The following is a 19,705-nucleotide window of genomic DNA, read 5'->3' as shown; positions in this document are numbered from 1 at the left end:
GGACGCCGTTACTTTCCGGACCTAGGCGCCGGTGGTGTCGTCCTCGTCGCCGTCGTCCCACCTCTCGGCGGGACCGGCGTCGCCCGTGCTGTTCGAGGGGCCGTCCACGGTGGCCGCCTGAGCGGTGGGGGGTGCGGGGCTCAGGGCGGCGATGGCCGCTCCGGCGACGAGGGACGCGACGGCGAGCATGCTGCGCTTCTTCATGCCCGGTCCAACTGCCGCCCCCGGCCGACGTCACGACGACACGCCCTTCGAACGTACGTCGCCATCCGCGGGCGGCGCGAACGCCCCCCTCGCCGTCGCCGCCGTCGCCGAGCGCGCCACGGCGGCGGATCGTCGCCCGAGCGGGCTGAAGCCCGGCCCCGGCCACCGCGGAGGTATGTTGCGGTGAGGACATCCGAAGAGGGGGCTGGGTGACAGTGGGCAATGGCCGGACGGTCCGCGACCTGCGGCGCGAGAACCGCACCGCCGTGCTGCAGTGCCTGTACTTCGACGGGCCGCTGAGCCGCTTCTCGCTCGGCCCCGCCACCGGCCTCAGCTCGGGCTCGATCAGCAACGTGGTGGCGGAGCTGGTCGCCGAGGGACTGGTCGAGGAGGCGGGGAGCGTGGACTCCGCCGGCGGCCGCCCCCGTACCCTGCTGCGCGTCCGGCCCGGCAGCGGCTGCATGATCGGCGTCGACGTCGGCGAGACCCGGGTGCGGATCGAGCTCTTCGACCTCACCCTCACCGAACTGGCCCGCACCGAGCGGCCCCTCGCGGCCGGCCCGTCCGGCGGGCACGAGCGCTACGACGTCGGCGTGGTCGTGGACCACCTGCGTGACGGCATCGCCGAGGTCCTGGACCGGGCGGGCATCGACCCCGACGACCTGCTCGGTGTGGGGGTCGGGGTGCCCGGCATCGTCGCCAGGACGCCGGAGGACGGCGCGGTGGTGCACGGCCAGACCATCGGCTGGAACGCCGTGCCGCTGGAGCGGCTGCTGCGTGCCGCGGTGGCGCTGCCCGCGTCGGTGCCGTACTTCATCGACAACGGCGCCAAGACGCTCGGGCAGGCGGAGATGTGGTTCGGCGCGGGACGCGGGGCGCGCAGCGCCGTGGTGGTGCTGTTCGGTTCGGGCGTCGGCGCGTGCGTCGTCACCGACGACATGGGGCCGGGCCGGGCCGTGGAGTGGGGCCATCTGACGGTGCGGGTGCGGGGGCGGCGCTGCCGCTGCGGGGCGCTCGGCTGCGTGGAGGCGTACGCGGGGGCCGAGGCGCTGCTGGAGCGCTGGGCCGAGGCGGGCGGGAAGCCGCCGGCCGGGGCGGACGAGGAGGCGGCGCTGACCGCGATGCTCGCCGCCGCCTACCCGGACCGGGCGGCGGGCACGAACGCGGACGCGGACGCGGACCCGGGGGCGCCGGTGCGGCCGGACGCCACCGCCCTGGCCGTACTGGAGGAGACGGCCGAGTACCTCGGCGCGGGGTTCTCCGACCTGATCAACCTCTTCCAGCCGGAACGCATCCTCGTCGGCGGCTGGGCCGGCCTCCAGCTCGGCGCCCGCTTCCTCGACTCGGTACGGGCCCACGCCACCTCGTACGCCCTCGCGTACCCGGCGGCCCGCGTCCGGATCGAGCTGGGTGAGCTGGGGCCGGACGCGGTGACCGTCGGTGCGGCGATCCTGCCGCTCGCCGAGTTCTTCGCCGGGGGAGGCCGCCGCGCCGGGGCGGTGGCCGGATCCGTGGAGCAGGCGCCACCGGCCTGGCGGGCGACGCTCCGGGATCGCGCCGCCCAGTGAACGCGGGCGCGGGCCCGGCCGCTCGGAGGAGGGCCGGACCCGCGCGGGGGCCGTCCGGTGTCAGGGGAAGGACACGACGGTGGACGGCACGGTCGAGGTGCCGGCGGGCACCGTGGACGCTCCGGTGTCGTTGATGACGTGGTTGTAGTGGCCCATGCCGCCGAGGGACACCACCAGCAGGCTGTGGAACTTCACACCCGGCTTGACCGGGGCCTTGAAGCCGTGGTCCTGGCGGATGTTCGGGTCCACGTTGTAGTTGCAGTAGCTGCCGAGCCCCCACGCCTCGTGCGTGGTGACGGAGTCGTCGACGCGGTAGGCGGCGAAGCCCTGGGTGGAGCCGTTCTGGATGGCGGCCTGGTTGGGCGCGTCGTAGGCCTTCTCGTTCTGGTAGAAGATCGTGCGGCCCCGTTCGCCGTACCACTCCACGTCGTACTTGTTGAAGTGCTCGACGAACAGGCCGGTGGCCAGGACGTCGTCGCCGTTGACCCGGACGCCGTAGTCGGCGCGGTTGGTCTCCCACCCGACGCCGTCGCCGTGGTCGGCGCGCCAGACCCAGGTGTGGTCGATGATCGTGTCGTCGCTGTTGATCACCATGCTCGTGGTGGCCTTGCCGGGGCCGGCGCCACCGATGCGGATGTAGACGTCCTGGACGGTGGTGGGGTTGGCGGCGTGGTCGGCGGCCGCGCCCTGCGGGCCGACCTCCAGCAGCGTCGGGGAGTTGACGGCGCCGGCGTCGATGAGGAACCCGGCGAGCCGCACACCGTCGACGTCGGCGACCTTCATCGCGGTCACACCGTTGTCGGGGATGATCGTGGCGAGGCCGAGACCCAGGACGATGGTGTTCGCCCGGTTGACGTTGATGGTCCGGTCGACGTGGTAGACGCCCGGGGTGAACAGCAGGTGCAGGCCCTGGGCGAGTGCGGCGTTCATGGTGGCCGCGGTCGTGCCCGGCTTGACGACGTAGAACCTGCCGAGCGGGATCGACTCGCCCTGCGGGGTGCCGTTCGCCCAGCTGGTGCCGCGGGCGTCGGTCCGCTTGGCGGGCGCGAAGACCTTGTACTCGTTGCCGTCCAGGTAGAGGAACGGCTTCTCACGGGAGACCGGGGTGGTGGCCAGCGTGGTGTAGCGGGGCTCGGGGAAGCCGGTGGCCGGGGCGCCCTCGACGCCGGAGAACACCTGGTTCCACACCGAGTTGGACCAGCCGCCGATGGCGCTGTCCCGGGTGTACCACTGCTGCTGCGAGTAGTTGCCGATCTGCCCGTCGACCTTGCTGTCGGCGATGTAGCCGCCGCTGGCCCAGCCGTACCCGTTCGGGGCGAGGTTCAGCCCGCCCTTGACGTGCATGCGCCGGAACGACGCGGCCTGCGAGACCGCCCACCGGTTGGTGCCGCTGACCGGGTTGAGCGCCAGGTTCTCCGCCGCGCGCCAGAAGTTCTGGGTGGCGTTGCCGTTGAACCAGCCCGCGTCCACGGTCACGTCACCGTTGATGGTGGTGTCGTCGGGGCGCAGACCCAGACCGGCGATCTGCGTGTAGAACCCGATCTGCGCGTTGAGGCCGTTGTACGTACCGGGCTTGAACAGGAACGCGTGCCGCCCGCTGCCGAACTGCGCCGACTCCTGCTGCCGGAACACCTCGTCCAGCTTCGCCTGGATGCCGGGCGTCGAGGGGTCGAACACGTGGACGTTGGGTCCGAGGTCGCCGCCGCCGGGCAGTGTCGGGCCGCCGTCGTCGCCGTTGCCGTACACCTGGAACTCCCAGAGCGAATAGCCGTACCCGGTCGCGCGCGTCACGCCCTGCATGCGGACGTAGCGGGCGGTACCGGAGACCGGGACGGTCTCGGTGCCCCCGGCGCCGGTGGTCGTCGAGTGGGCCGTCGACCAGTTCGCGCCGTCTGTGGAGAGCTCGATGCGGTACGCCTTCGCGTACGCCGCCTCCCAGCGCAGGACGACCTGGCTCAGGGGGCTCGCGGCGCCCAGGTCGACCTGGATCCACTGGGGGTCGGAGAAGGCGCTCGACCAGCGGGTGCCCAGGTTGCCGTCGACGGCGGCGGCCGGGGCGGTGCCGCCGTTCTCCTGGCTGGACGCGGTGGCCGGGCGGCCCTGGGACAGCAGTACCGGGGCGGCCTGGGCGGCCGGGGCGGGTGCGAACGCCAGCAGGGTGGCGACGAGTGCGGTGATCAACGCGCCGGCCACACCCCGGCGGAGGGTGATGGGTGGTCGGTGCGGGGGTGGTGGCGCCATGGTCACGGCGGCTGCGGGCATGGTCGTACTCCTCGGATGGTGGGGGTGACTCGGGTCGAGCGCTCGTGCGACTTGGGGAGAGCGCTCTCGCGGTGACTGATGCTGGCCGCTCGCCGTCGTGCCGGTCAATATCCGTGCATGGCTTTTCTTTTGGCTTTCATTAAGTGCAGATGCACTGTGCGGGGCCCCGGCCCGGCATGCGGAGCCGGGTCGGGGACGGTAGACACATGGGTGTGCAGACCTTCCTGCCGTTCCCCCGGTTCACGGCGTGCGCCGAGGTGCTCGACCCCCGCCGCCTGGGCAAACAGCGGGTCGAGGCACTCCAGGTGCTCCGCGGGCTGACCGTGCCCGGATACGGCTGGCGGCGCCACCCGGCCGTCCGGATGTGGGTCGGCTACGAGGAGGCCCTGGTCCGCTACGGGCTCGACATCTGCGGCGCCTGGACCGCCCTGGGACACCGCGACACCTGCGCGGTGTCCCTGCTCGCGGACTTCCAGGGCGTCCGCCCCGGTGCGCCGGTCCGTCCGCAGGACGAGCTCGCCGCAGCCGGTGAGCTGCCGCCCTGGCTCGGCGACCCCGCCTTCCACCGCAGCCACCAGTCGGCCCTCCTGCGCAAGGACCCCGACTTCTACGCGGCCCACTTCACCGGGGTCCCGGACGACCTGCCCTATCTGTGGCCCGGCTCCGACCGCGAAGCGGCCTGACACCCTCCGCACCAGGCGTTCCGCGCGGCTGTGCCATACTCGGCCGCGCTCCAAGCACTTCGCAGTCGGGGGAACACTGTTGAGATTCACGCCTGCCGTCCTCGCCACGGCAAGGGCCGAAGGACCGGGCGGCACCGCATGAGCGGGATAGCGCTGACGGCCCCGTACCTGGACACGGACGCCGACCAGCTGTCGTTCGTGCTGGGACGCCCCGCCCGCGAGGCGCTCGCCGTGCGCGACCTGACCGTCGGCGGACTCGACGTGCAGCTGCGGCTGCTGGGCGCCTCCCACCAGGTGTTCGCCGGTCCGGTGCGGGAGACGGTCGCCTGCCTGCCCGGCGTCGAGGGCGGCCTGCCGGAAACGGCGTCCCAGGACTTCGACGACTGGCACTACGACTTCCAAGCCCGCGTCGGGTGCTTCGGCCCCGTGGAGTTCGGCGCGCGGGTGGCCCGGATCCGGGGCCACTCGGAGGACCACCCCCGGGCGCTGTACGGAGTCTTCCCCGGCTCGCCGGAAGCGGTCACCGCGCTGACCGTCGAGCGGGAGAGCGCCGGGCTGAGCTGGCGCACCTGGCACACCTACCCGCAGAGCCGCCGGATCGTGGCGACGCACACCCGGCTGGAGGCCCGATGAAGACCGCTCGACGCATCAGCGTGCTGCTCCTCGCCACCCTGGCCCTCGCCGCCTGTTCCAGCGATCCGGACGACGACGACGGCAACGACGTACCGTCGGGCTGGATCCGCGGCGAGTACTCCTCCAGGGGCGGGGACTACGTCGACAGGACCGACCCGGCGCCCAGGGTCGCCGACGAGATCAACGGCAACACCTCGGCCGTCGCCCGCCTCACCGACGGCGACAAGGTGTTCCTCCGCTACCGCGACGACATCGTCGGGATCAGCCCGCTCGCCACCGGCACCGGCAGCCTGATCGAGATCGCCGACTACCGCACCGGTTACCGCCGCTGGCGCACCCACCTCGGCTCCGCGTGGCCCGACCCGGACACCGCCGCGTTCCGCGGTGGGGGCCCCGGCTCGGGCAAGTGACACGCCGGACCCGCACACCCGCTTCCTCCGCTTCCCCCTTCTTCCCGAACTCCTCGACGACGTCCCCGAAAGGCACACCGTGGCAGAGATCTTCGAGTCGGCAGGCACCGCCCTGCTCTACGGCCTCGTCGGCTTCGTCGTGATGGCGGTCGGCTTCATCGCACTCGACCTCGTCACCCCCGGCAAACTGGTCCACGTGGTGTGGACCGAGCGCAACCGGGGCGCCGCGGTCCTCCTCGCCGGCCAGACGATCGCCATCGGCCTCGTCATCGAGCAGTCCATCCGGGCCAGCGAATCCGAACTGGGCCTCGCCCAGGGACTCTTCAGCACCCTGCTGTACGGCCTCGCCGGGGTCGTCGTGATGACGTTCATCTCCGTCGTCGTCGGGCTGCTGACCCCCGGCCGCCTGGGCCACGCCGTGCTCGACGACAACGGGACCAGCCCCCACCCCGCCGCCTGGGTCCAGGCGGCGATGTACCTCGGCACGGCCTTCATGGTCGGTGCCGCCGTTTCCTGAACCCCCCATGAGCACCACCGTGATCGACCGCCCCACCCCGGCCGCCGCCCCCCGGCCGCCGAGGACGTACCGACGCGGAACACGCCTCCTGCTGCTCCTCGCGGTGTTCGTCTGCGCCGCCTGCGGTCTGGTCTACGAACTGGCGCTGACGGCGCTGGGCAGCTACCTCATCGGCAACTCCGTGATGCAGACCTCCGTGGTCATCTCCGTCATGGTCTTCGCCATGGGCATCGGCTCCCTCGCCGCCAAACCGCTGCAACGCCGAGCGGTCGGCGCCTTCGCCCTGGTCGAGATCCTGCTCGCGCTCGTCGGCGGCCTGTCGGTGCTCGTCCTGTACGTCGCCTTCGCCTGGCTGCGGCTCTACATGCCCGCCATGGTGGTCGTCTCGTTCGTCGTCGGCCTGCTGGTCGGCGCCGAGATCCCGCTGCTGATGACGCTGCTCCAGCGGATCAGGCGGCAGGAGGCGGGCAGCGCCGTCGCCGACATGTTCGCCGCGGACTACGTCGGCGCGCTGGTCGGCGGCCTCTGCTTCCCGCTGCTGCTCCTGCCCGCGTTCGGCCAGCTCAAGGGCGCGCTGGTGGTGGGCGCGGTCAACGCGGTGGCCGGCGTCGTCGTGGTCCTGTGGATCTTCCGCCGCGAGACCCGCCCCATGGTGCGGCGCGGACTGCTCGCCGGCGCGGCCGGCGTCCTCGCCGTCCTGGCCACGGTGTACGTCCTGGCGGACGACATCGAGGTCACCGCGCGTCAGCAGCTCTACCGCGACCCCATCGTCCACGCCGAGACCACGCCGTACCAGGACATCGTCGTCACCCGTTCCACCGCCTTCACCGGGGAGCCGGACACCCGGCTGTTCCTCAACGGCGACCTCCAGTTCTCCTCCGTGGACGAGTACCGCTACCATGAGGCGCTCGTCCACCCCGCCCTGTCGGGGAAACGCTCCTCCGTACTGATCCTCGGCGGCGGCGACGCGCTGGCCCTCCGCGAGGTCCTGCGCTACGACGACGTCGAGACGGTGACCCTGGTCGACCTCGACCCGGCGATGACCCGTCTGGCCCGCACCTTCACGCCGCTGCTCGACCTCAACGACCACGCGCTGTCCGACCCGCGCGTCACGGTCGTCAACGCCGACGCCTTCACCTGGCTGCGGGACGCCGGCCGGCGCTACGACACGGTCCTCATCGACTTCCCGGACCCCGACACCGCCGCACTGGCCAAGCTCTACAGCGTGGAGTTCTACCACCTGCTGGGCCGCGTCCTGACCCCCGACAGCCACCTCGTGGTGCAGGGCGGCTCGCCGTTCTTCGCGCCCAAGTCGTTCTGGTCCATCGCCGCGTCCATCGGCGAGGCCGGGTACGCCACCACCCCGTACCAGGTCGACGTCCCCAGCTTCGGCAACTGGGGCTTCGTCCTCGCCACCCCCGGCGACGGCCCGCCGCCCGCGCTGCGCCTGGCGGCCGGTGTGCCGCCCCTGCGCTTCCTCGACGACGACGTCCTCGCGGCCGCCGGCGTCTTCCCGGTGGACCGGCGCCCCCAGGACGTAAGGGCATCCACGCTGATGGATCCCGCGGTGCTGGAGTACACCCGCCACGAGTGGGACAACTACTGACCGCGACCGTACGGCTCCCGGTGCGCCGACCGGTACAACGGGCACTGGGGCGGCTCGGGCCGATGCCCGGCAGCCCTCCGTCGAACTGTTCGATGTCGCGGCGCCGCTCGACGCACCGCCAGCTCGGCTTCGCGCTCCAGATGTGCACGGTGCGCCACATCGGTCGGCTCCCCCCCGACGATCCTCTCGACACCCCCTGGCCGGTGAGCGAGCACCTGGCCGCGCGGCTCGGTATCCCGGAAGGACCGCCAGCGGGCGGACAGGACCAGCGTGCCGAGTCCGCGCCCGGCGGGCCCGGCATTGTGCCGTGCTCCGCGCCGGGCGGTCAGCCCACCTCTGTGCGGCCGGTGCCGTACCGCCCTGAAGGCACGCTCTTGGGAGCGTCTCGCGGGCTGCCGACGGCTGCGGCTTCCACCGTCCGGTCGACGACGCGGACCATGACCAGGCCGTCACCGAGCCGCTGTGGAACGGTCGCGGAAGCGCCCGTCGTCATGAGGTGGATTCGGACACCTCCCGGAGTCGGTTTCCTGGCCGAGGCGTGGGGGAGCGGCGGTCGCGGGGCTTGGAGCACGAACGACACACGCGGTCGTGGTCCCCGGTCGGCCGACGCGTGCGAGGGGTGTGGTTCAGGCCAATCGGCAAAGGGTCTATTGACGATTGATTGACCGTCTCTTTACTTTCGATGCCGATGGTTGATCGTCACAGAACCATTTGCTCATAAGAAATGATGCTTTCTGCCACTCCGGGAGGTTTCACCATGGAACAGCTCATCAAGCGCATGACTGAGGAGTCCGTGTGGCGCAAGTGGGTCGCTGCCAACTCCGCCCAGGCCGCGAAGGACGGGTGCATCAGCGCCACGCCCAAGAGCGGCTGCATCAGCGCCGCCCCCAAGAGCGGCTGCATCTCCTGACTCGCTGACGCTCCGCGCTGCCGGCGCGGCTGTCGCCGCGCCGGCAGGTCTTGCTCGCTCCTCCCCGCAGTCGAACCCGTCCCGGAGAGCCCCCTTGAACCGCCTGCCGAGCGCCGATGTCCTGGAAAAGGTGCGCGACATCCCGATCTACCGTTCCTCCGTCGAGCTCGGCCACTTCCCGATCCTGGAGAAGCCGGAAATCGCCCGGGGCTTCCCCGACAACTGGATGACCCCGGAGCTGGCCCGCGCACTGGAGGCCGGAGAAGCCGAGTTCGTACTGTCCACCGGTACCAACCACGCTCGCATGCAGCTCATCCGGCCGCCCTACTTCCTGCTCCGCTCGTACTACCGCCTGTGGAGCGACCACCCCGATCTCGGCGCCTCGTGGCACGCGGGCGCCCGCCGGGTTTCACTGACCACCGTCCTGGCCACCGAACACGTGGCGCGGGTGAACGCCCGCAAGCCCGGAGCGACTCCCGGTGAACGCTGGCTCGACGACCGTACGCTGTATCTCAACCTCCGGCTGGACCCCGCCGATTGGGACCGTGACGAGGTCGAGCGCATGCTCGCCGAGATCCGCGGGGCCGCTACCGCCCACTCCGGCGCCGGCTATCTGCTGGACTGCTCCGGCTACCACCTGGCGCACCTGATCCGGAAGGTCTCGGCATGGGGCCTCTGGGACGCGTTTCCCCGCCCGGTCGGCATCGTCCACGCCTATGAGTACACGCCGCTGAACGTCCGTGCCTATCTGCGCGCCCACTTCGACTGCCCGGTGGTCGACCTCTTCGGCAGCACCGAACTCGGCTACCTGTTCTACAGCGATACCGAAGGCGGTTACCAGCCCTACCTCAAGGACATGAGCGTCGAGCTGATCCCGGTGGAACCGGACAGCGGCATCCACAGCCTCATCGTCACCAGCGTCCGCAACCCGTACATGCCGTTGGTCCGCTACCGGTCCGGCGACTGTGTGCGCACCCGCGACGGCAGCGCCGACCCGGAGCGGATCGTCTCCTTCTGCGGGCGGGAGAAGGAACTGCTGCCCACTCCCGGAGGCCCCGTCTCCCAGGCCGACCTCGACGCCCGTATCGCCGGCATCCGCGGTCGCGTCTTCCTGTACCAGTTGCGCCTGACCGGCGAAGCCGGATCCCACCTGTCGTACACGACCTTCGACGACGCGCCGCTGTCACCCGGCGAGACGGCCGAGCTGTCGGCGTCCGTCACCGCCTTGACCGGGCGGGCCTGCCAGGTGGAACACCGCACCGGAATCCCCATCGGGCGATCCGGCAAGTACGCCTGGCTGACCAGGTCCGACCCGTCCTGACCCCGTCCGTACCGGCCCTGCCTGTGCGCGGGGCGTCCGACGCGCCCGGCGACCGCTTCCCGACAGGAGTCCCATGCCCACTTCCGCAGCACCCGCCGCCCCCTCGGGGACCCCCGCCCAAGAAGTGCCCGACGTCGAGACATTGCTCGGCCCGGCTCTGCACGAGGAGGTGGTGCGGCACTTCACGGCCAAGCCCGACGCTCCGTCCGCGTCCGTCGTACGGCACCAGGTCCGCGAGTGCCTGCGCTACCTCTACCTCCTCTCCAGCCACCCCGACCGGCTCGGCGGCCTCTTCCTCCCCGTCGAGCAGGACATCGACGAGATATGGCACTACCTGATCCTGCAGACGCGTGAGTACCGCGACCTGTGCGAGCACCGGCTGCCCGGCGGTCACTTCCTCCACCACCGGAGCATCTCCTACGACGCGTACCAGGAAGCCCCCGGACGGGAAACCGCCGTCGAGGAGGCCCTGCGCTGGATTCCCCTCTACACGGTCGCGTTCGGTCCCTTCGACGCCGACGCCCTGCCGCACTGGACGATCGTGCGTTTCCTCCACGACGAACTCCGCATGTCCTTGGAGGAGATAGCAGCCCTGGCCGACGACGCACGGACGCCCGAGGGCACCGCGGCCCCGGTGGGGACCCACGCGTGACCCAGACGGCCCCGCCGACCCCTGTGCCGGACCTCTCCCGGGAACGGCGCCGCGCTCTGACGGTGCTCGTCGCCTCGCAGATCCTCGGCGGTGCCGGTATGGCGGCCGGCATCACGGTCGGCGCGCTGCTCGCCCAGGACCTGCTCGGCTCGACCAGCCTGGCCGGACTGCCGGCCGCCCTGTTCGCCGTCGGAGCGGCCCTCGGAGCGGCCGTACTCGGGCGTGTCTGTCAGCGCTTCGGGCGCCGCCTGGGGTTGCTGCTCGGCAACGGAGCCGCCGCGCTGGGCAGCGCGGGCGTGGTGGCCGGAGCTACGGCGCGCTGGCCCGTCCTGCTCCTGGCCGCGCTCTTCGTGTACGGGGCGGGTACGGTCACAGGGCTGCTCGCGCGTTACGCGGGAGCCGACCTCGCCCCGCCCGAGAGACGCGGCCGGGCCGCCGGAACCGTGTTGTTCGCACTGACACTGGGCGCGGTCGTCGGCCCGAACCTGATCGGCCCCACCGGCGCCCTCGCCCACGCCTGGGGCGTTCCGCGGCTGGCAGGGCCCTTCCTGCTGGCGGCGGCGGCCTACACGGCGGCAGCCCTGGTGCTGCTGCCGTGGCGGCGCCCGGACCCGCTGGGCCCGGCACAGCCCCAGCGACCCGGCGGTACTGTGGCCGAGCCCGGCGCCGTACCCCACGGCTCCGTGCGCAGTGCCCCGGGTGTCGTCATCGGCGCCACCGTGATGATCACTGCCCAGTTGGTGATGATCGCCGTGATGACCATGACGCCCGTCCACATGACCGGCCACGGTCATGCGACGCAGGCGGTGGGTCTGGTCATCGCCCTGCACGTGGGCGCGATGTTCCTGCCGTCTCCCCTGAGCGGTCTGCTCGCGGACCGAATCGGCGGGCGGCGGGTCGCCGCCACGGCCGGCGTCGTCCTGCTGGGCGCCGGCCTGTCCGCCGGCCTTGCCCCACCGACCTCCGTCACGCTGCTGGCCTGCGCGCTCGTACTGCTCGGCGTCGGCTGGAACCTGGCCCTGCTCGGCGGCACGGCCCTGATCACGGACGCCACCTCCGCCGAGAACCGCGCCGCGGTACAGGGCCTGGCGGACGTGGGGATGTCCGCGGCGGGTGCGACGGGCGGCATGGTCTCGGGCCTGGTGGCCGGCGGCAGCGGCTACCCGGTCCTGGCGATGGCGGCGGGCGCCCTCGCCCTCGCGGTGATTCCCGCGGTGGCGCTGAGCAGGAGTGGCCGAAGCCCGGTTAAGGGCCGGAACCACGCGGCGGCGGGGCCCAGCCATCCGTCACGGTGAGACCACCACCGTCCACGCCGTCTCCTTCGCACCGCAGGCCCCCACACCTGGTCCGCGAGGTGACGCGGAAGAACAGGAGAACCCCGATGGTTACCACCCCCGGCCCGCCCTCCGCCCCCCACTCGGTCGATGCCGTCGTCGTCGGGGCCGGACTGTCCGGTCTCTACCAGCTGCACCGGCTGCGTGAGCTCGGCCTGACGGCGGTGGTCTTCGAGGCCGGTGACGACATCGGCGGAACCTGGTACTGGAACCGGTACCCCGGGGCCCGCTGCGACATAGAGAGCATGTCCTACTCCTACTCGTTCTCCCCGGAGCTGGACCAGGAGTGGGAATGGAGCGAACGGTACGCCTCCCAACCGGAGATCCTGCGGTACATCCACCACGTGGCGGACCGGTTCGACCTGCGCGGGGACGTCGTACTGGGCACCCGGGTCACCCGCGCCGTGTACGACGAGGACAGGCACTTCTGGCGGGTCTCCACGAACACCGCCCGGGTTGTCACCGCCCGGTTCGTCATCCTGGCGACGGGCTGCATGTCGGCCCCCAAAGCCCCGGAGATACCGGGCGCCGACAGCTTCGCGGGCCAGATCCACCACACCGCCCAGTGGCCGCACGAGGGCGTCTCCTTCACCGGCCGGCGGGTCGCCGTGATCGGTACCGGGTGCTCGGGTGTCCAGGCCGTCCCCGTCATCGCCGCCGAGGCGGCCGCCCTCACCGTCTTCCAGCGCACCCCGGCCTACGTGCTCCCGGCCCACAATCGCCCGCTGCGCACCGTGGAGATCGAAGAACTCAAGGCGTACTACCCGCGGTTCAGGCAAGCCCAGCGGTCGTCCAGGGGAGGAACCGTCTTCGAGCCACCGACCCGGTCGGCCCTGGAGGCGGACGAGGCGGAGCGCACGGCGTCCTACGAGGCAGCCTGGGACTCAGGCCTGCTGAACGGTCTGCTGCGCACCTACACCGACATCCTGACCGACGGGACGGCCAACGAGACCGTGGCCGAGTTCATCCGGTCCAAGATCCGGTCGATCGTCACCGATCCGGCGACAGCCGAACTGCTCTCCCCGCGCACGTTTCCCTTCGCGACCAAGCGGCCGTGCCTGGGCACCGGCTACTACGCCGCCTACAACCTGCCGCACGTGACGCTGGTGGACCTCCGCACGACGCCGATCGAGACCATCACGCCCCGGGGCATCCGGACCTCGGACGGGGAGCACGTCGTCGACACGATCGTCCTCGCCACCGGCTTCGACGCCCTGACCGGCTCCCAACTCGCCATCGACATCGTGGGCAAGGGCGGGGTGAGCCTCCGTACGAAGTGGGCGGACGGCCCCCGGAACTATCTGGGACTTGTCTCGTCCGGCTTCCCCAACCTCTTCACCATCCTGGGACCGCTCAGCCCCTCCGTGCTCACCAACATCGCGGTGTCCCTGGAACAGCAGGTCGAGTGGATCACCGACTGCATCGCCCACCTTCGGGAGCGTGGGCTCACGGAGATCGACGCGACCTCGAGAGCCGAGGCGGACTGGGGCACGCGAGTGGCAGAGCTCGCCGCCCGAACGCTCTACCCGGCGGTGGACTCCTGGTACACCGGAGCGAACGTTCCGGGCAAACCCCGGGTGTTCCTGGCCTATGCCGGTGGACTGGACCGGTACCGGGAGGAGTGCGATGCCGTGAGCCGGGGCGGCTACACCGGCTTCGTCCTCTCCGCCGCACCCTCCTGAGCGCGGGCGGGTGCGGCGCCGACCCGGTTGCGTGCCGGGCCTCACCGGGTTCCGCCGGGCGCGGAGCGCCGGAACGGGGAACACCGTAAATCGGTCGGGGCCGGCCCGCGCGGTCCCCGGTGGGCGCCGTCGCTGGTCCGGGGGCCCGGACCCTGCTGACTCAACCGGTGGGAGACGCGCTGACGGCAGGTCGGCACTCCACGGAACGCCTGCGGCTGAGACTACGAGGGCGGTGACGCAGGGCGGTGGAACACCGGGTGCGTGTGCCGACCCGATCCCGGCTGTGCGGGCCCGCCGAGCCGCAGGAGTGCGACGCACTCCCACGGCCCGCGCGGGTGCAACGCGCCCGGCCGCGAGTCGTACACGGCCGGATCCGCGCGAAAGAGGGGCGCGTCCGGCGAGCCCCCCGTCCAGGCCGTCGACCGGTCCCGAGGTGGACCGACAACCCACTCCGCCTCGGTACCGACCACGTGCCTTCGTGCTGACGGCCGGACAGGCCGGGACCGCGCCCCTCTCGTGGAGCGCTCACCGTTTCGCGACGGCTCCCACTCCGCTCAGCCCCTGGGACCCCCGTTGTACACGGGAGGTGCCCCGCCTGCGGCCTTTTGCAACTCGGTGTGGGCCGCGGTGACCTTCACGGCTGCCGGGACCAGGTCGAATTCGGTGACCTTCACGGGTTCCGTACCGGCCTCGCTGTGCCGCTCGGCCCAGTTCTCCAGCGCCGTGCGGCAGGCGTGGTCCAAGTGGTGCAGCCCGGTGAGGTCCAGCTCGATCGGACGGTCTTGCGGCAGCGCCTCCAGGCTGTCGAGGATCTTCGGCAGCCGCAGGAAGGTCGCGTTGCCCGACAGGTACACCTGGACGGGACCGGCGCCCTTGTCGATGACCTCCAGCTTGGTGTGCGAGGCGTCCCAGGCGGTTTTGATCACGGACAGCGCCAGTCCGATCAGCACGCCCTCGAACATGTTCACCGCGACGATGGAGACGGCCGTGACCGCCAGGATCAGAGCCTCGCCCCGGTGGGAACGCCACAGCGCCGCGGTCTGGCGGAAGGGGATCAGCTTCCAGCCCGCGTGGATCAGGATGCCGGCCAGCGCGGGAATCGGTATCAGCGCCAGGGCGGACGGCAGCGCGGCGGCGAACAGCAGGAGCCATACGCCGTGCAGCACCCGGGACGCCTTGGTCCTCGCACCCGCCGCGACGTTGGCGGAGCTGCGCACGATCACCGCGGTCATCGGCAGCGCGCCGAGCGCACCGCAGATCGTGTTGCCCGCACCTTGGGCGATCATCTCCTTGTCGTACTGGGTGCGCGGGCCGTCGTGCAGCCGGTCCACCGCGGCGGCGCTGAACAGGCTCTCCGCGGAGGCGATCAGGGCGAAGGCGACGATGGTGCCCCAGATGGCCGGGGAAGCCAGCTCGCCGAAGGCCCCGGAGCCAGGCGGCTGGATCACGCCGAGCAGCCCCTCCACTTCGACCGTGGCGACCGGCAGGCCGAAGACGAGCGCGGTCACCGTGGCCAACAGCACCGCCGCGAGGGCGCCGGGCACAGCCTGCGCCGCCTTCGGCATCCTCTTCCACAGCAGGATGACGGCGATGGTTCCCGTACCGATCGCGAGCGAGGTGAGGGCCGCGGTGCTGCTCAGGACGTCGGTGACCGCTCCTGGCAGCCCGGCGATCTTGCCGAGGCCGGTGTCGGGCGCCTTCAGGCCGGCCGCCGCGTAGATCTGACCGGCGATGATCACCAGGCCGATGCCGCAGAGCATGCCCTCGACGACGGAGACGGATATCGCGCGGAACCAACGGCCCACCCTCGAAAAGCCCATGGCGAGCTGGAGCAGTCCGGCGACCAGCACGATGACGCCGAGCGCGGACACCCCGAACTCGCTGACGGCCTCGAAGACCAGCACGGTCAGGCCGGCGGCGGGCCCGGACACCTGGAGGCTGCTGCCGGGCATGAGCCCGGTGATGATACCCCCCACGATACCGGTGACCAGGCCCAGTTCGGCCGGGACCCCGGACGCGACCGCCACACCGACGCACAGCGGCACGGCGACCAGGAAGACGACGATGGAGGCGGTGAAGTCCTGCCGCCAGTAGGGGAACTTCGACAGTACGTTCATGGCGGTCACCGGTCCCCTCAGAGCCTCTCGAAGGTGTCGGACCCGGCCTGGTGCGCGTGCACGGTTCCGGTGTGCACCTCGTAGTACCAGGCGTGCAGTCCCAGCCGGCCGTCCGCCGAACGCTTGTCGACGCACGGGTACGAGCGCAGCCGCAGCACCTGGGCCAGGACGTGGTTCTGCACCGCCTCGGCCACCGTCGGGTCGCCGCTGTCGGCGCACCGGGGTTCGTCGGCGGCGTACGTGAGCCACTCACGCACAGCCGGTACGGGGGTCAGGTCGTCACCGCGCACCAGCGCGCCGACGGCCCCGCAGTGGGAGTGGCCGCAGACCACGATGTCCCTCACCCCGAGCACCTCCACCGCGTACTCGATGGTGGCCGCCTCGCTGGTGGGGTGCGCGGAGGCGTACGGCGGGACTATGTTGCCCGCGGTCCGCAGCTCGAACAGCTCGCCGGGCCGGGCGCCCGTGATCAGAGCCGGAACGACCCGTGAATCGGAGCAGGTGATGAACAGGACGTCGGGGGACTGCCCTTCGGCGAGGCGGGCGAACTCCTCAGGGCGCTGTCCGAACGTGCGGGCGTTGTCGATGAGGGACTGCATGGTGTGGTAACTCCTCCTGGCGCGCAGTGGGGGCGCGTCGGGCCTGCATGACAGGGACGGGGCGGATTCTCTGTTGCTCAGCAGCGGAAGACCTGGAGCGCGGCCGGGGTGAGGGCCGACGGCGGTCTCGGAGCGCGGTGGTGGCGGCGCCGGACCGGACTGCTTCCTGTGACGCCGACAGGCTCGGTGTCAGCGGCGGACGGGCGGGCGTACCCGGGACGGCGTCCGCGACGCGGAGCCGGTCGCGGGTGCGCCGGAGGCCCGCCGGCGCCGCGGGAACGGCTGATGGCGTGGCCGAGGGCGACCTCGTCGCGCAGCGCTTTCCCGGTAGAGGGTGTTCCGGGACGTCACGTCTTCCTGGCAGGAGCACTTTCGGCCTGACTCCGGGCCTCTGGAGAGCGGACGGTGTGCGCGGATGCGAAGGACGCGAGGGGTGCGAAGAACCGGAGGCGAACGGGGCGGACGTCAGGTCCTCGGTCGTCGCCCGAGGCGTCACAGCACGGAACATGCGCCCCCCTTCCGGTAGTTCGTACGCATAGCGCGTGCCAACATCTGGTCAATCGATGGTCAAGAAATACTTTACCCGGCAAAGTCGTTTGCAAGATTTACTCAACGTTTCGAGGGCGAAGAGAGCCTGAAAACTGCAGATGGTTGGCGCGAATCAACCCTTCGCGGGCGCGGTGGGACCCGCGGACGCGGTTGGACGCGGTCCTTCCGGGCCGGGACACGGGTGCGGGCGCAACTGCCCGCACGGCGTGCCGACGATCCAGTGGACGTCGCAGGGGTCCAGCGGCCCGTTCGCCGGGTGCACCAAGGGGAACACCAGAGGGACCACCGCATGCCCGGCACCGTGTTCAGCGCATGGCGCGGTGCCGGGTATGCGCGTCTCCTCGTTCATGTGGCGGGAGATGCGGCGGAGCCCAGCCCGGTGAACGGGGCTGTCCAGGACGGCTCCGACGCCGTGATCACACCAGGCGTCGCAAGATCATCCCACCGGTGACCAGCGGTTACGAGGCAACCCTTGGCCCGCCTGCCGTGCAGCGGCCCGGTAGCGCGACGGTGAGATCCCGTACCGCCCGGAGAACGCCTGCCGTAGCACCTCCGCGCTGCCGAATCCGCAGCGGGCGGCTACGGCCGCCATCGGCAGCGCGGTCGAGACGAGCAGCTGCGCCGCAGCCTCCGTCCGGGCGAGCCGGACGTACCGACCCGGCGCCTGCCCCAGCTGGTCCGTGAACAGCCGGGTGAGGTGACGCGGCGTCACCCTCGCCCGAGAGGCCAGCGCCTTCGTGCTCAGATCGGCGTTCGGGTGCGCGGCGATGTGCTCGACGAGCCCCCTGACCAGTTCGTCGCGCGGCGCCGGAGATGCCGTGAACAGGCTCATCTGCGCCTGGTTGCCAGGCCGTTGCAGATAGATGACGAGGTCACGGGCCACCTGGCGCGCCAGTTCGGGACCATGGTCCTCCTCGATGAACGCGAGCGTGAGGTCCAGGGCGCTGGTGACCCCCGCCGCCGTGTAGACGTTCCCGTCGCGGATGTAGATCGGCGCGGAGTCAATGGTCACCTCCGGGTGCTGGTCGGCCAGCCGGCGTGCGTATCGCCAGTGCGTGGTCGCCCGGCGCCCGTCGAGCAGCCCGGCGGCGGCCAGGACGCCCGTCCCCGTGCACACCGACGCGACCCGGCGACTCTCCTTCGCGAGCCGCCGGACGTGCCCCACGAGCCGCGGATCGGCAGCCGCCCGCTCGAAACCCACCCCGCCCGACACGATCAGGGTGTCCAGCGGGCCGACGAGCCGTTCAAGGGGCTGATCGCTCCCCAGCGTGAGCCCTGTGCCGCAGACGAGCGGACCGCCTCCCGGCCCGACCACACGCACCCGGTACGGCACGGTCGGCACGCCGATCCCGTTGGCCATGGCCAGGGGCGTGGTGACACACGCGATGTCCAGCAGTTCGGCCGCCTCGTACCCGACCACCACCATCAGCCGCTCCGCCATGCGGCAACCCTATGCCGGAAGGACGGGTACCCCAATGGATCGGACGTCGTTCCGGCAGCTTGTTCCCTGGCGGTCCGTACCGGCCGGACCGTGGGGCGTAGCCGCACGCATCGTGAGAGGACGCCGATGACCCACCCCGTACGCAACGACGCCGAGGGCACCTGGCGGCACCGCTGGCCCACGCTCGCCGCGGTCGCCCTGGTGGTCGCGACCTTCGTGGACGGTGTGCCGCCCGTGGGTCTGCTCGCCGGTCTCCTCGCCGTCATGCCCGTGTGCTACCTGCTCTTCGGCGCGTTCCGCGGCGAACTTCGCGCCTTCCGCGTCCTGGCCGTCCAGCTCGCGGGCCTGGCCGGCTTCACCGCCATGGCCGCGCTCGCCCTCGCCCTCGACGAGACCCCGGGCCTGCGCATGGTCGCCGTGGGCTGGCTGGCCCACGGGATCTGGGACATCCTCCACCACCGGTCGGGCAAGGTCGTCCCGAGGGCCTGTTCGGAGTGGTGCGCGGTCGTCGACGTGGGTGGCGCGCTCGCGATCCTGACCCTCGCCTAAGGGCTGTGCCCGAGACGTGTCGGCTACGCCGGTGGCTTCAGCCCCTCGATGCGCAGCCGGACCTCGCTCTCGACGGTGTCGTCGGCTCTGGCAGCCCGCACGCGCATGATCGCGGTCGTGGTGAGGCGCTGTACCGGGGTGGTGCCGTCGTGCAACGCCGGCCGGGGGGCGGGACGCCACTGGCTGTCACGCGATGGTCGTGAATGTCGCACGGCGGGGACATGATGAACACGGGTGCGCGCCCGGCGGGCGTGTCACGCACGGCCGGGACGCTGGCAGGCCGGGCACGGCGCGTCCTGCCCGTGGGCATCGACGACGGTGCCCCATTCGCCGCAGTCGTGGCAGTCGCGGGCGGAAGCGACGTCGATGCGAAGTGCGGGGGTGGGAGCGGTCGGGTCGGCTTCGTGGGCCATGCGGGGAAACTCCTCGTCAAGCGCGGTATGGGTAATATTGCCATACCTTGCATAGGTATGCAATCGACTCCGTGATCCGCGCGACTGGCTCCCTCCCGGCCGCGAGGGCGGCGGCGTGACGACACCGGGGCCGGGGGGGGGGGGGGGGGGGGGGCCCGGGGGGGGGGGGGGGGGGGGGGGGACAAACAGCTTGGATGGGTCCGCTCACGGCTTGGGTCCTTCGCAAAGGGGGGGGGGGGAGGCACCAGGGGGGAT

General features: G+C 71.6%; 19 protein-coding genes and 1 pseudogene. 13 read left to right on the top strand and 7 right to left on the bottom strand.

Annotated elements, in window-relative coordinates; genetic code table 11:
- Positions 1-21 precede the first annotated feature (21 nt).
- Complete coding sequence (locus AC07DW_RS19415) at positions 22-204, bottom strand: hypothetical protein (protein WP_478858878.1); 183 nt, start codon at positions 202-204, stop codon at positions 22-24.
- A gap of 209 nt (positions 205-413) precedes the next feature.
- Between AC07DW_RS19415 and AC07DW_RS19410 the strand changes: the two genes are divergently transcribed.
- Positions 414-1,772: an ROK family transcriptional regulator gene (locus AC07DW_RS19410; RefSeq protein ID WP_478858877.1), complete on the top strand. Its 1,359-nt coding sequence runs from the start codon at positions 414-416 to the stop codon at positions 1,770-1,772.
- A 60-nt stretch (positions 1,773-1,832) separates the two neighbouring features.
- Here the strand turns inward: AC07DW_RS19410 and AC07DW_RS19405 are convergent, their stop codons facing one another.
- Positions 1,833-4,034 (bottom strand): discoidin domain-containing protein, encoded by a 2,202-nt coding sequence (locus AC07DW_RS19405; protein ID WP_478858876.1) that lies wholly within the window; start codon positions 4,032-4,034, stop codon positions 1,833-1,835.
- Between the two features lie 212 nt (positions 4,035-4,246).
- On the opposite strand from AC07DW_RS19405, the gene AC07DW_RS19400 reads away from it, so the two are divergent.
- The 11 genes and pseudogenes from AC07DW_RS19400 (at position 4,247) to AC07DW_RS19350 (ending at position 13,782) form a co-directional block, all read left to right on the top strand.
- Positions 4,247-4,717 (top strand): MSMEG_6728 family protein, encoded by a 471-nt coding sequence (locus AC07DW_RS19400; protein WP_478858940.1) that lies wholly within the window; start codon positions 4,247-4,249, stop codon positions 4,715-4,717.
- Between the two features lie 138 nt (positions 4,718-4,855).
- Positions 4,856-5,350, top strand: a complete 495-nt coding sequence (locus AC07DW_RS19395; RefSeq protein ID WP_478858875.1) for a DUF2617 family protein — start codon at positions 4,856-4,858, stop codon at positions 5,348-5,350.
- Complete coding sequence (locus tag AC07DW_RS19390) at positions 5,347-5,760, top strand: DUF4247 domain-containing protein (RefSeq protein WP_478858874.1); 414 nt, start codon at positions 5,347-5,349, stop codon at positions 5,758-5,760. The genes AC07DW_RS19395 and AC07DW_RS19390 overlap by 4 nt, the downstream gene beginning before the upstream one ends.
- A 79-nt stretch (positions 5,761-5,839) precedes the next feature.
- Positions 5,840-6,277: a DUF350 domain-containing protein gene (locus tag AC07DW_RS19385; protein WP_478858873.1), complete on the top strand. Its 438-nt coding sequence runs from the start codon at positions 5,840-5,842 to the stop codon at positions 6,275-6,277.
- Positions 6,278-6,284: 7 nt separating this feature from the next.
- The gene (locus AC07DW_RS19380; RefSeq protein WP_478858872.1) at positions 6,285-7,883 is read left to right on the top strand and encodes a polyamine aminopropyltransferase; all 1,599 of its coding nucleotides are present in this window, start codon (positions 6,285-6,287) and stop codon (positions 7,881-7,883) included.
- A 101-nt stretch (positions 7,884-7,984) separates the two neighbouring features.
- Positions 7,985-8,125: pseudogene (locus AC07DW_RS19375) on the top strand (DUF4158 domain-containing protein); the annotation flags it as partial.
- 515 nt (positions 8,126-8,640) lie between these two features.
- The gene (locus tag AC07DW_RS19370) at positions 8,641-8,793 is read left to right on the top strand and encodes a hypothetical protein (RefSeq protein ID WP_478858871.1); all 153 of its coding nucleotides are present in this window, start codon (positions 8,641-8,643) and stop codon (positions 8,791-8,793) included.
- A gap of 94 nt (positions 8,794-8,887) precedes the next feature.
- The gene (locus tag AC07DW_RS19365) at positions 8,888-10,114 is read left to right on the top strand and encodes a hypothetical protein (RefSeq protein WP_478858870.1); all 1,227 of its coding nucleotides are present in this window, start codon (positions 8,888-8,890) and stop codon (positions 10,112-10,114) included.
- Positions 10,115-10,187: 73 nt separating this feature from the next.
- Positions 10,188-10,766 carry a glycine-rich domain-containing protein gene (locus AC07DW_RS19360; RefSeq protein ID WP_478858869.1) on the top strand — a complete coding sequence of 193 codons (579 nt, stop codon included), beginning with the start codon at positions 10,188-10,190 and terminating at the stop codon, positions 10,764-10,766.
- The gene (locus AC07DW_RS19355) at positions 10,763-12,061 is read left to right on the top strand and encodes an MFS transporter (protein WP_478858868.1); all 1,299 of its coding nucleotides are present in this window, start codon (positions 10,763-10,765) and stop codon (positions 12,059-12,061) included. Before AC07DW_RS19360 ends, AC07DW_RS19355 begins: the two co-directional genes overlap by 4 nt.
- Positions 12,062-12,147: 86 nt before the next feature.
- Positions 12,148-13,782 (top strand): flavin-containing monooxygenase, encoded by a 1,635-nt coding sequence (locus tag AC07DW_RS19350; RefSeq protein WP_478858867.1) that lies wholly within the window; start codon positions 12,148-12,150, stop codon positions 13,780-13,782.
- Between the two features lie 554 nt (positions 13,783-14,336).
- Here AC07DW_RS19350 and AC07DW_RS19345 read toward each other — a convergent pair.
- The 3 genes from AC07DW_RS19345 to AC07DW_RS19335 all read right to left on the bottom strand — a co-directional run bounded on the left by AC07DW_RS19345 (position 14,337) and on the right by AC07DW_RS19335 (position 18,488).
- A complete protein-coding gene (locus tag AC07DW_RS19345) occupies positions 14,337-15,899 on the bottom strand; it encodes a SulP family inorganic anion transporter (protein ID WP_478858866.1) in 1,563 nt (520 codons plus the stop codon).
- A 17-nt stretch (positions 15,900-15,916) separates the two neighbouring features.
- The gene (locus AC07DW_RS19340; protein ID WP_478858865.1) at positions 15,917-16,498 is read right to left on the bottom strand and encodes a carbonic anhydrase; all 582 of its coding nucleotides are present in this window, start codon (positions 16,496-16,498) and stop codon (positions 15,917-15,919) included.
- Between the two features lie 985 nt (positions 16,499-17,483).
- Positions 17,484-18,488: a GlxA family transcriptional regulator gene (locus AC07DW_RS19335; protein WP_478858864.1), complete on the bottom strand. Its 1,005-nt coding sequence runs from the start codon at positions 18,486-18,488 to the stop codon at positions 17,484-17,486.
- 126 nt (positions 18,489-18,614) lie between these two features.
- Here AC07DW_RS19335 and AC07DW_RS19330 point away from each other — a divergent pair, with 126 nt between their 5' ends.
- Positions 18,615-19,037: a hypothetical protein gene (locus tag AC07DW_RS19330; protein ID WP_478858863.1), complete on the top strand. Its 423-nt coding sequence runs from the start codon at positions 18,615-18,617 to the stop codon at positions 19,035-19,037.
- Positions 19,038-19,060: 23 nt separating this feature from the next.
- Here AC07DW_RS19330 and AC07DW_RS19325 read toward each other — a convergent pair whose 3' ends face one another.
- A complete protein-coding gene (locus tag AC07DW_RS19325; RefSeq protein WP_478858862.1) occupies positions 19,061-19,249 on the bottom strand; it encodes a hypothetical protein in 189 nt (62 codons plus the stop codon).
- Positions 19,250-19,291: 42 nt separating this feature from the next.
- A complete protein-coding gene (locus AC07DW_RS19320) occupies positions 19,292-19,450 on the bottom strand; it encodes a hypothetical protein (RefSeq protein WP_478858861.1) in 159 nt (52 codons plus the stop codon).
- Between the last annotated feature and the right edge of the window lie 255 nt (positions 19,451-19,705).

Source organism: Streptomyces sp. NPDC045701 (assembly GCF_056432045.1).
Note: the sequence above shows the minus strand (reverse complement) of the source record. Positions and strands in the feature narration are given on the sequence as shown.

Bases quoted from the DNA above. Each gene is read 5' to 3' on its own strand.
- AC07DW_RS19320 (WP_478858861.1), bottom strand. From the start codon at position 19,450: ATGGCCCACGAAGCCGACCCGACCGCTCCCACCCCCGCACTTCGCATC.
- AC07DW_RS19390 (WP_478858874.1), top strand. From the start codon at position 5,347: ATGAAGACCGCTCGACGCATCAGCGTGCTGCTCCTCGCCACCCTGGCC.
- AC07DW_RS19340 (WP_478858865.1), bottom strand. From the start codon at position 16,498: ATGCAGTCCCTCATCGACAACGCCCGCACGTTCGGACAGCGCCCTGAG.
- AC07DW_RS19330 (WP_478858863.1), top strand. From the start codon at position 18,615: ATGACCCACCCCGTACGCAACGACGCCGAGGGCACCTGGCGGCACCGC.
- AC07DW_RS19335 (WP_478858864.1), bottom strand. From the start codon at position 18,488: ATGGCGGAGCGGCTGATGGTGGTGGTCGGGTACGAGGCGGCCGAACTG.
- AC07DW_RS19380 (WP_478858872.1), top strand. From the start codon at position 6,285: ATGAGCACCACCGTGATCGACCGCCCCACCCCGGCCGCCGCCCCCCGG.
- AC07DW_RS19395 (WP_478858875.1), top strand. From the start codon at position 4,856: ATGAGCGGGATAGCGCTGACGGCCCCGTACCTGGACACGGACGCCGAC.
- AC07DW_RS19360 (WP_478858869.1), top strand. From the start codon at position 10,188: ATGCCCACTTCCGCAGCACCCGCCGCCCCCTCGGGGACCCCCGCCCAA.
- AC07DW_RS19370 (WP_478858871.1), top strand. From the start codon at position 8,641: ATGGAACAGCTCATCAAGCGCATGACTGAGGAGTCCGTGTGGCGCAAG.
- AC07DW_RS19350 (WP_478858867.1), top strand. From the start codon at position 12,148: ATGGTTACCACCCCCGGCCCGCCCTCCGCCCCCCACTCGGTCGATGCC.
- AC07DW_RS19415 (WP_478858878.1), bottom strand. From the start codon at position 204: ATGAAGAAGCGCAGCATGCTCGCCGTCGCGTCCCTCGTCGCCGGAGCG.
- AC07DW_RS19405 (WP_478858876.1), bottom strand. From the start codon at position 4,034: ATGCCCGCAGCCGCCGTGACCATGGCGCCACCACCCCCGCACCGACCA.
- AC07DW_RS19345 (WP_478858866.1), bottom strand. From the start codon at position 15,899: ATGAACGTACTGTCGAAGTTCCCCTACTGGCGGCAGGACTTCACCGCC.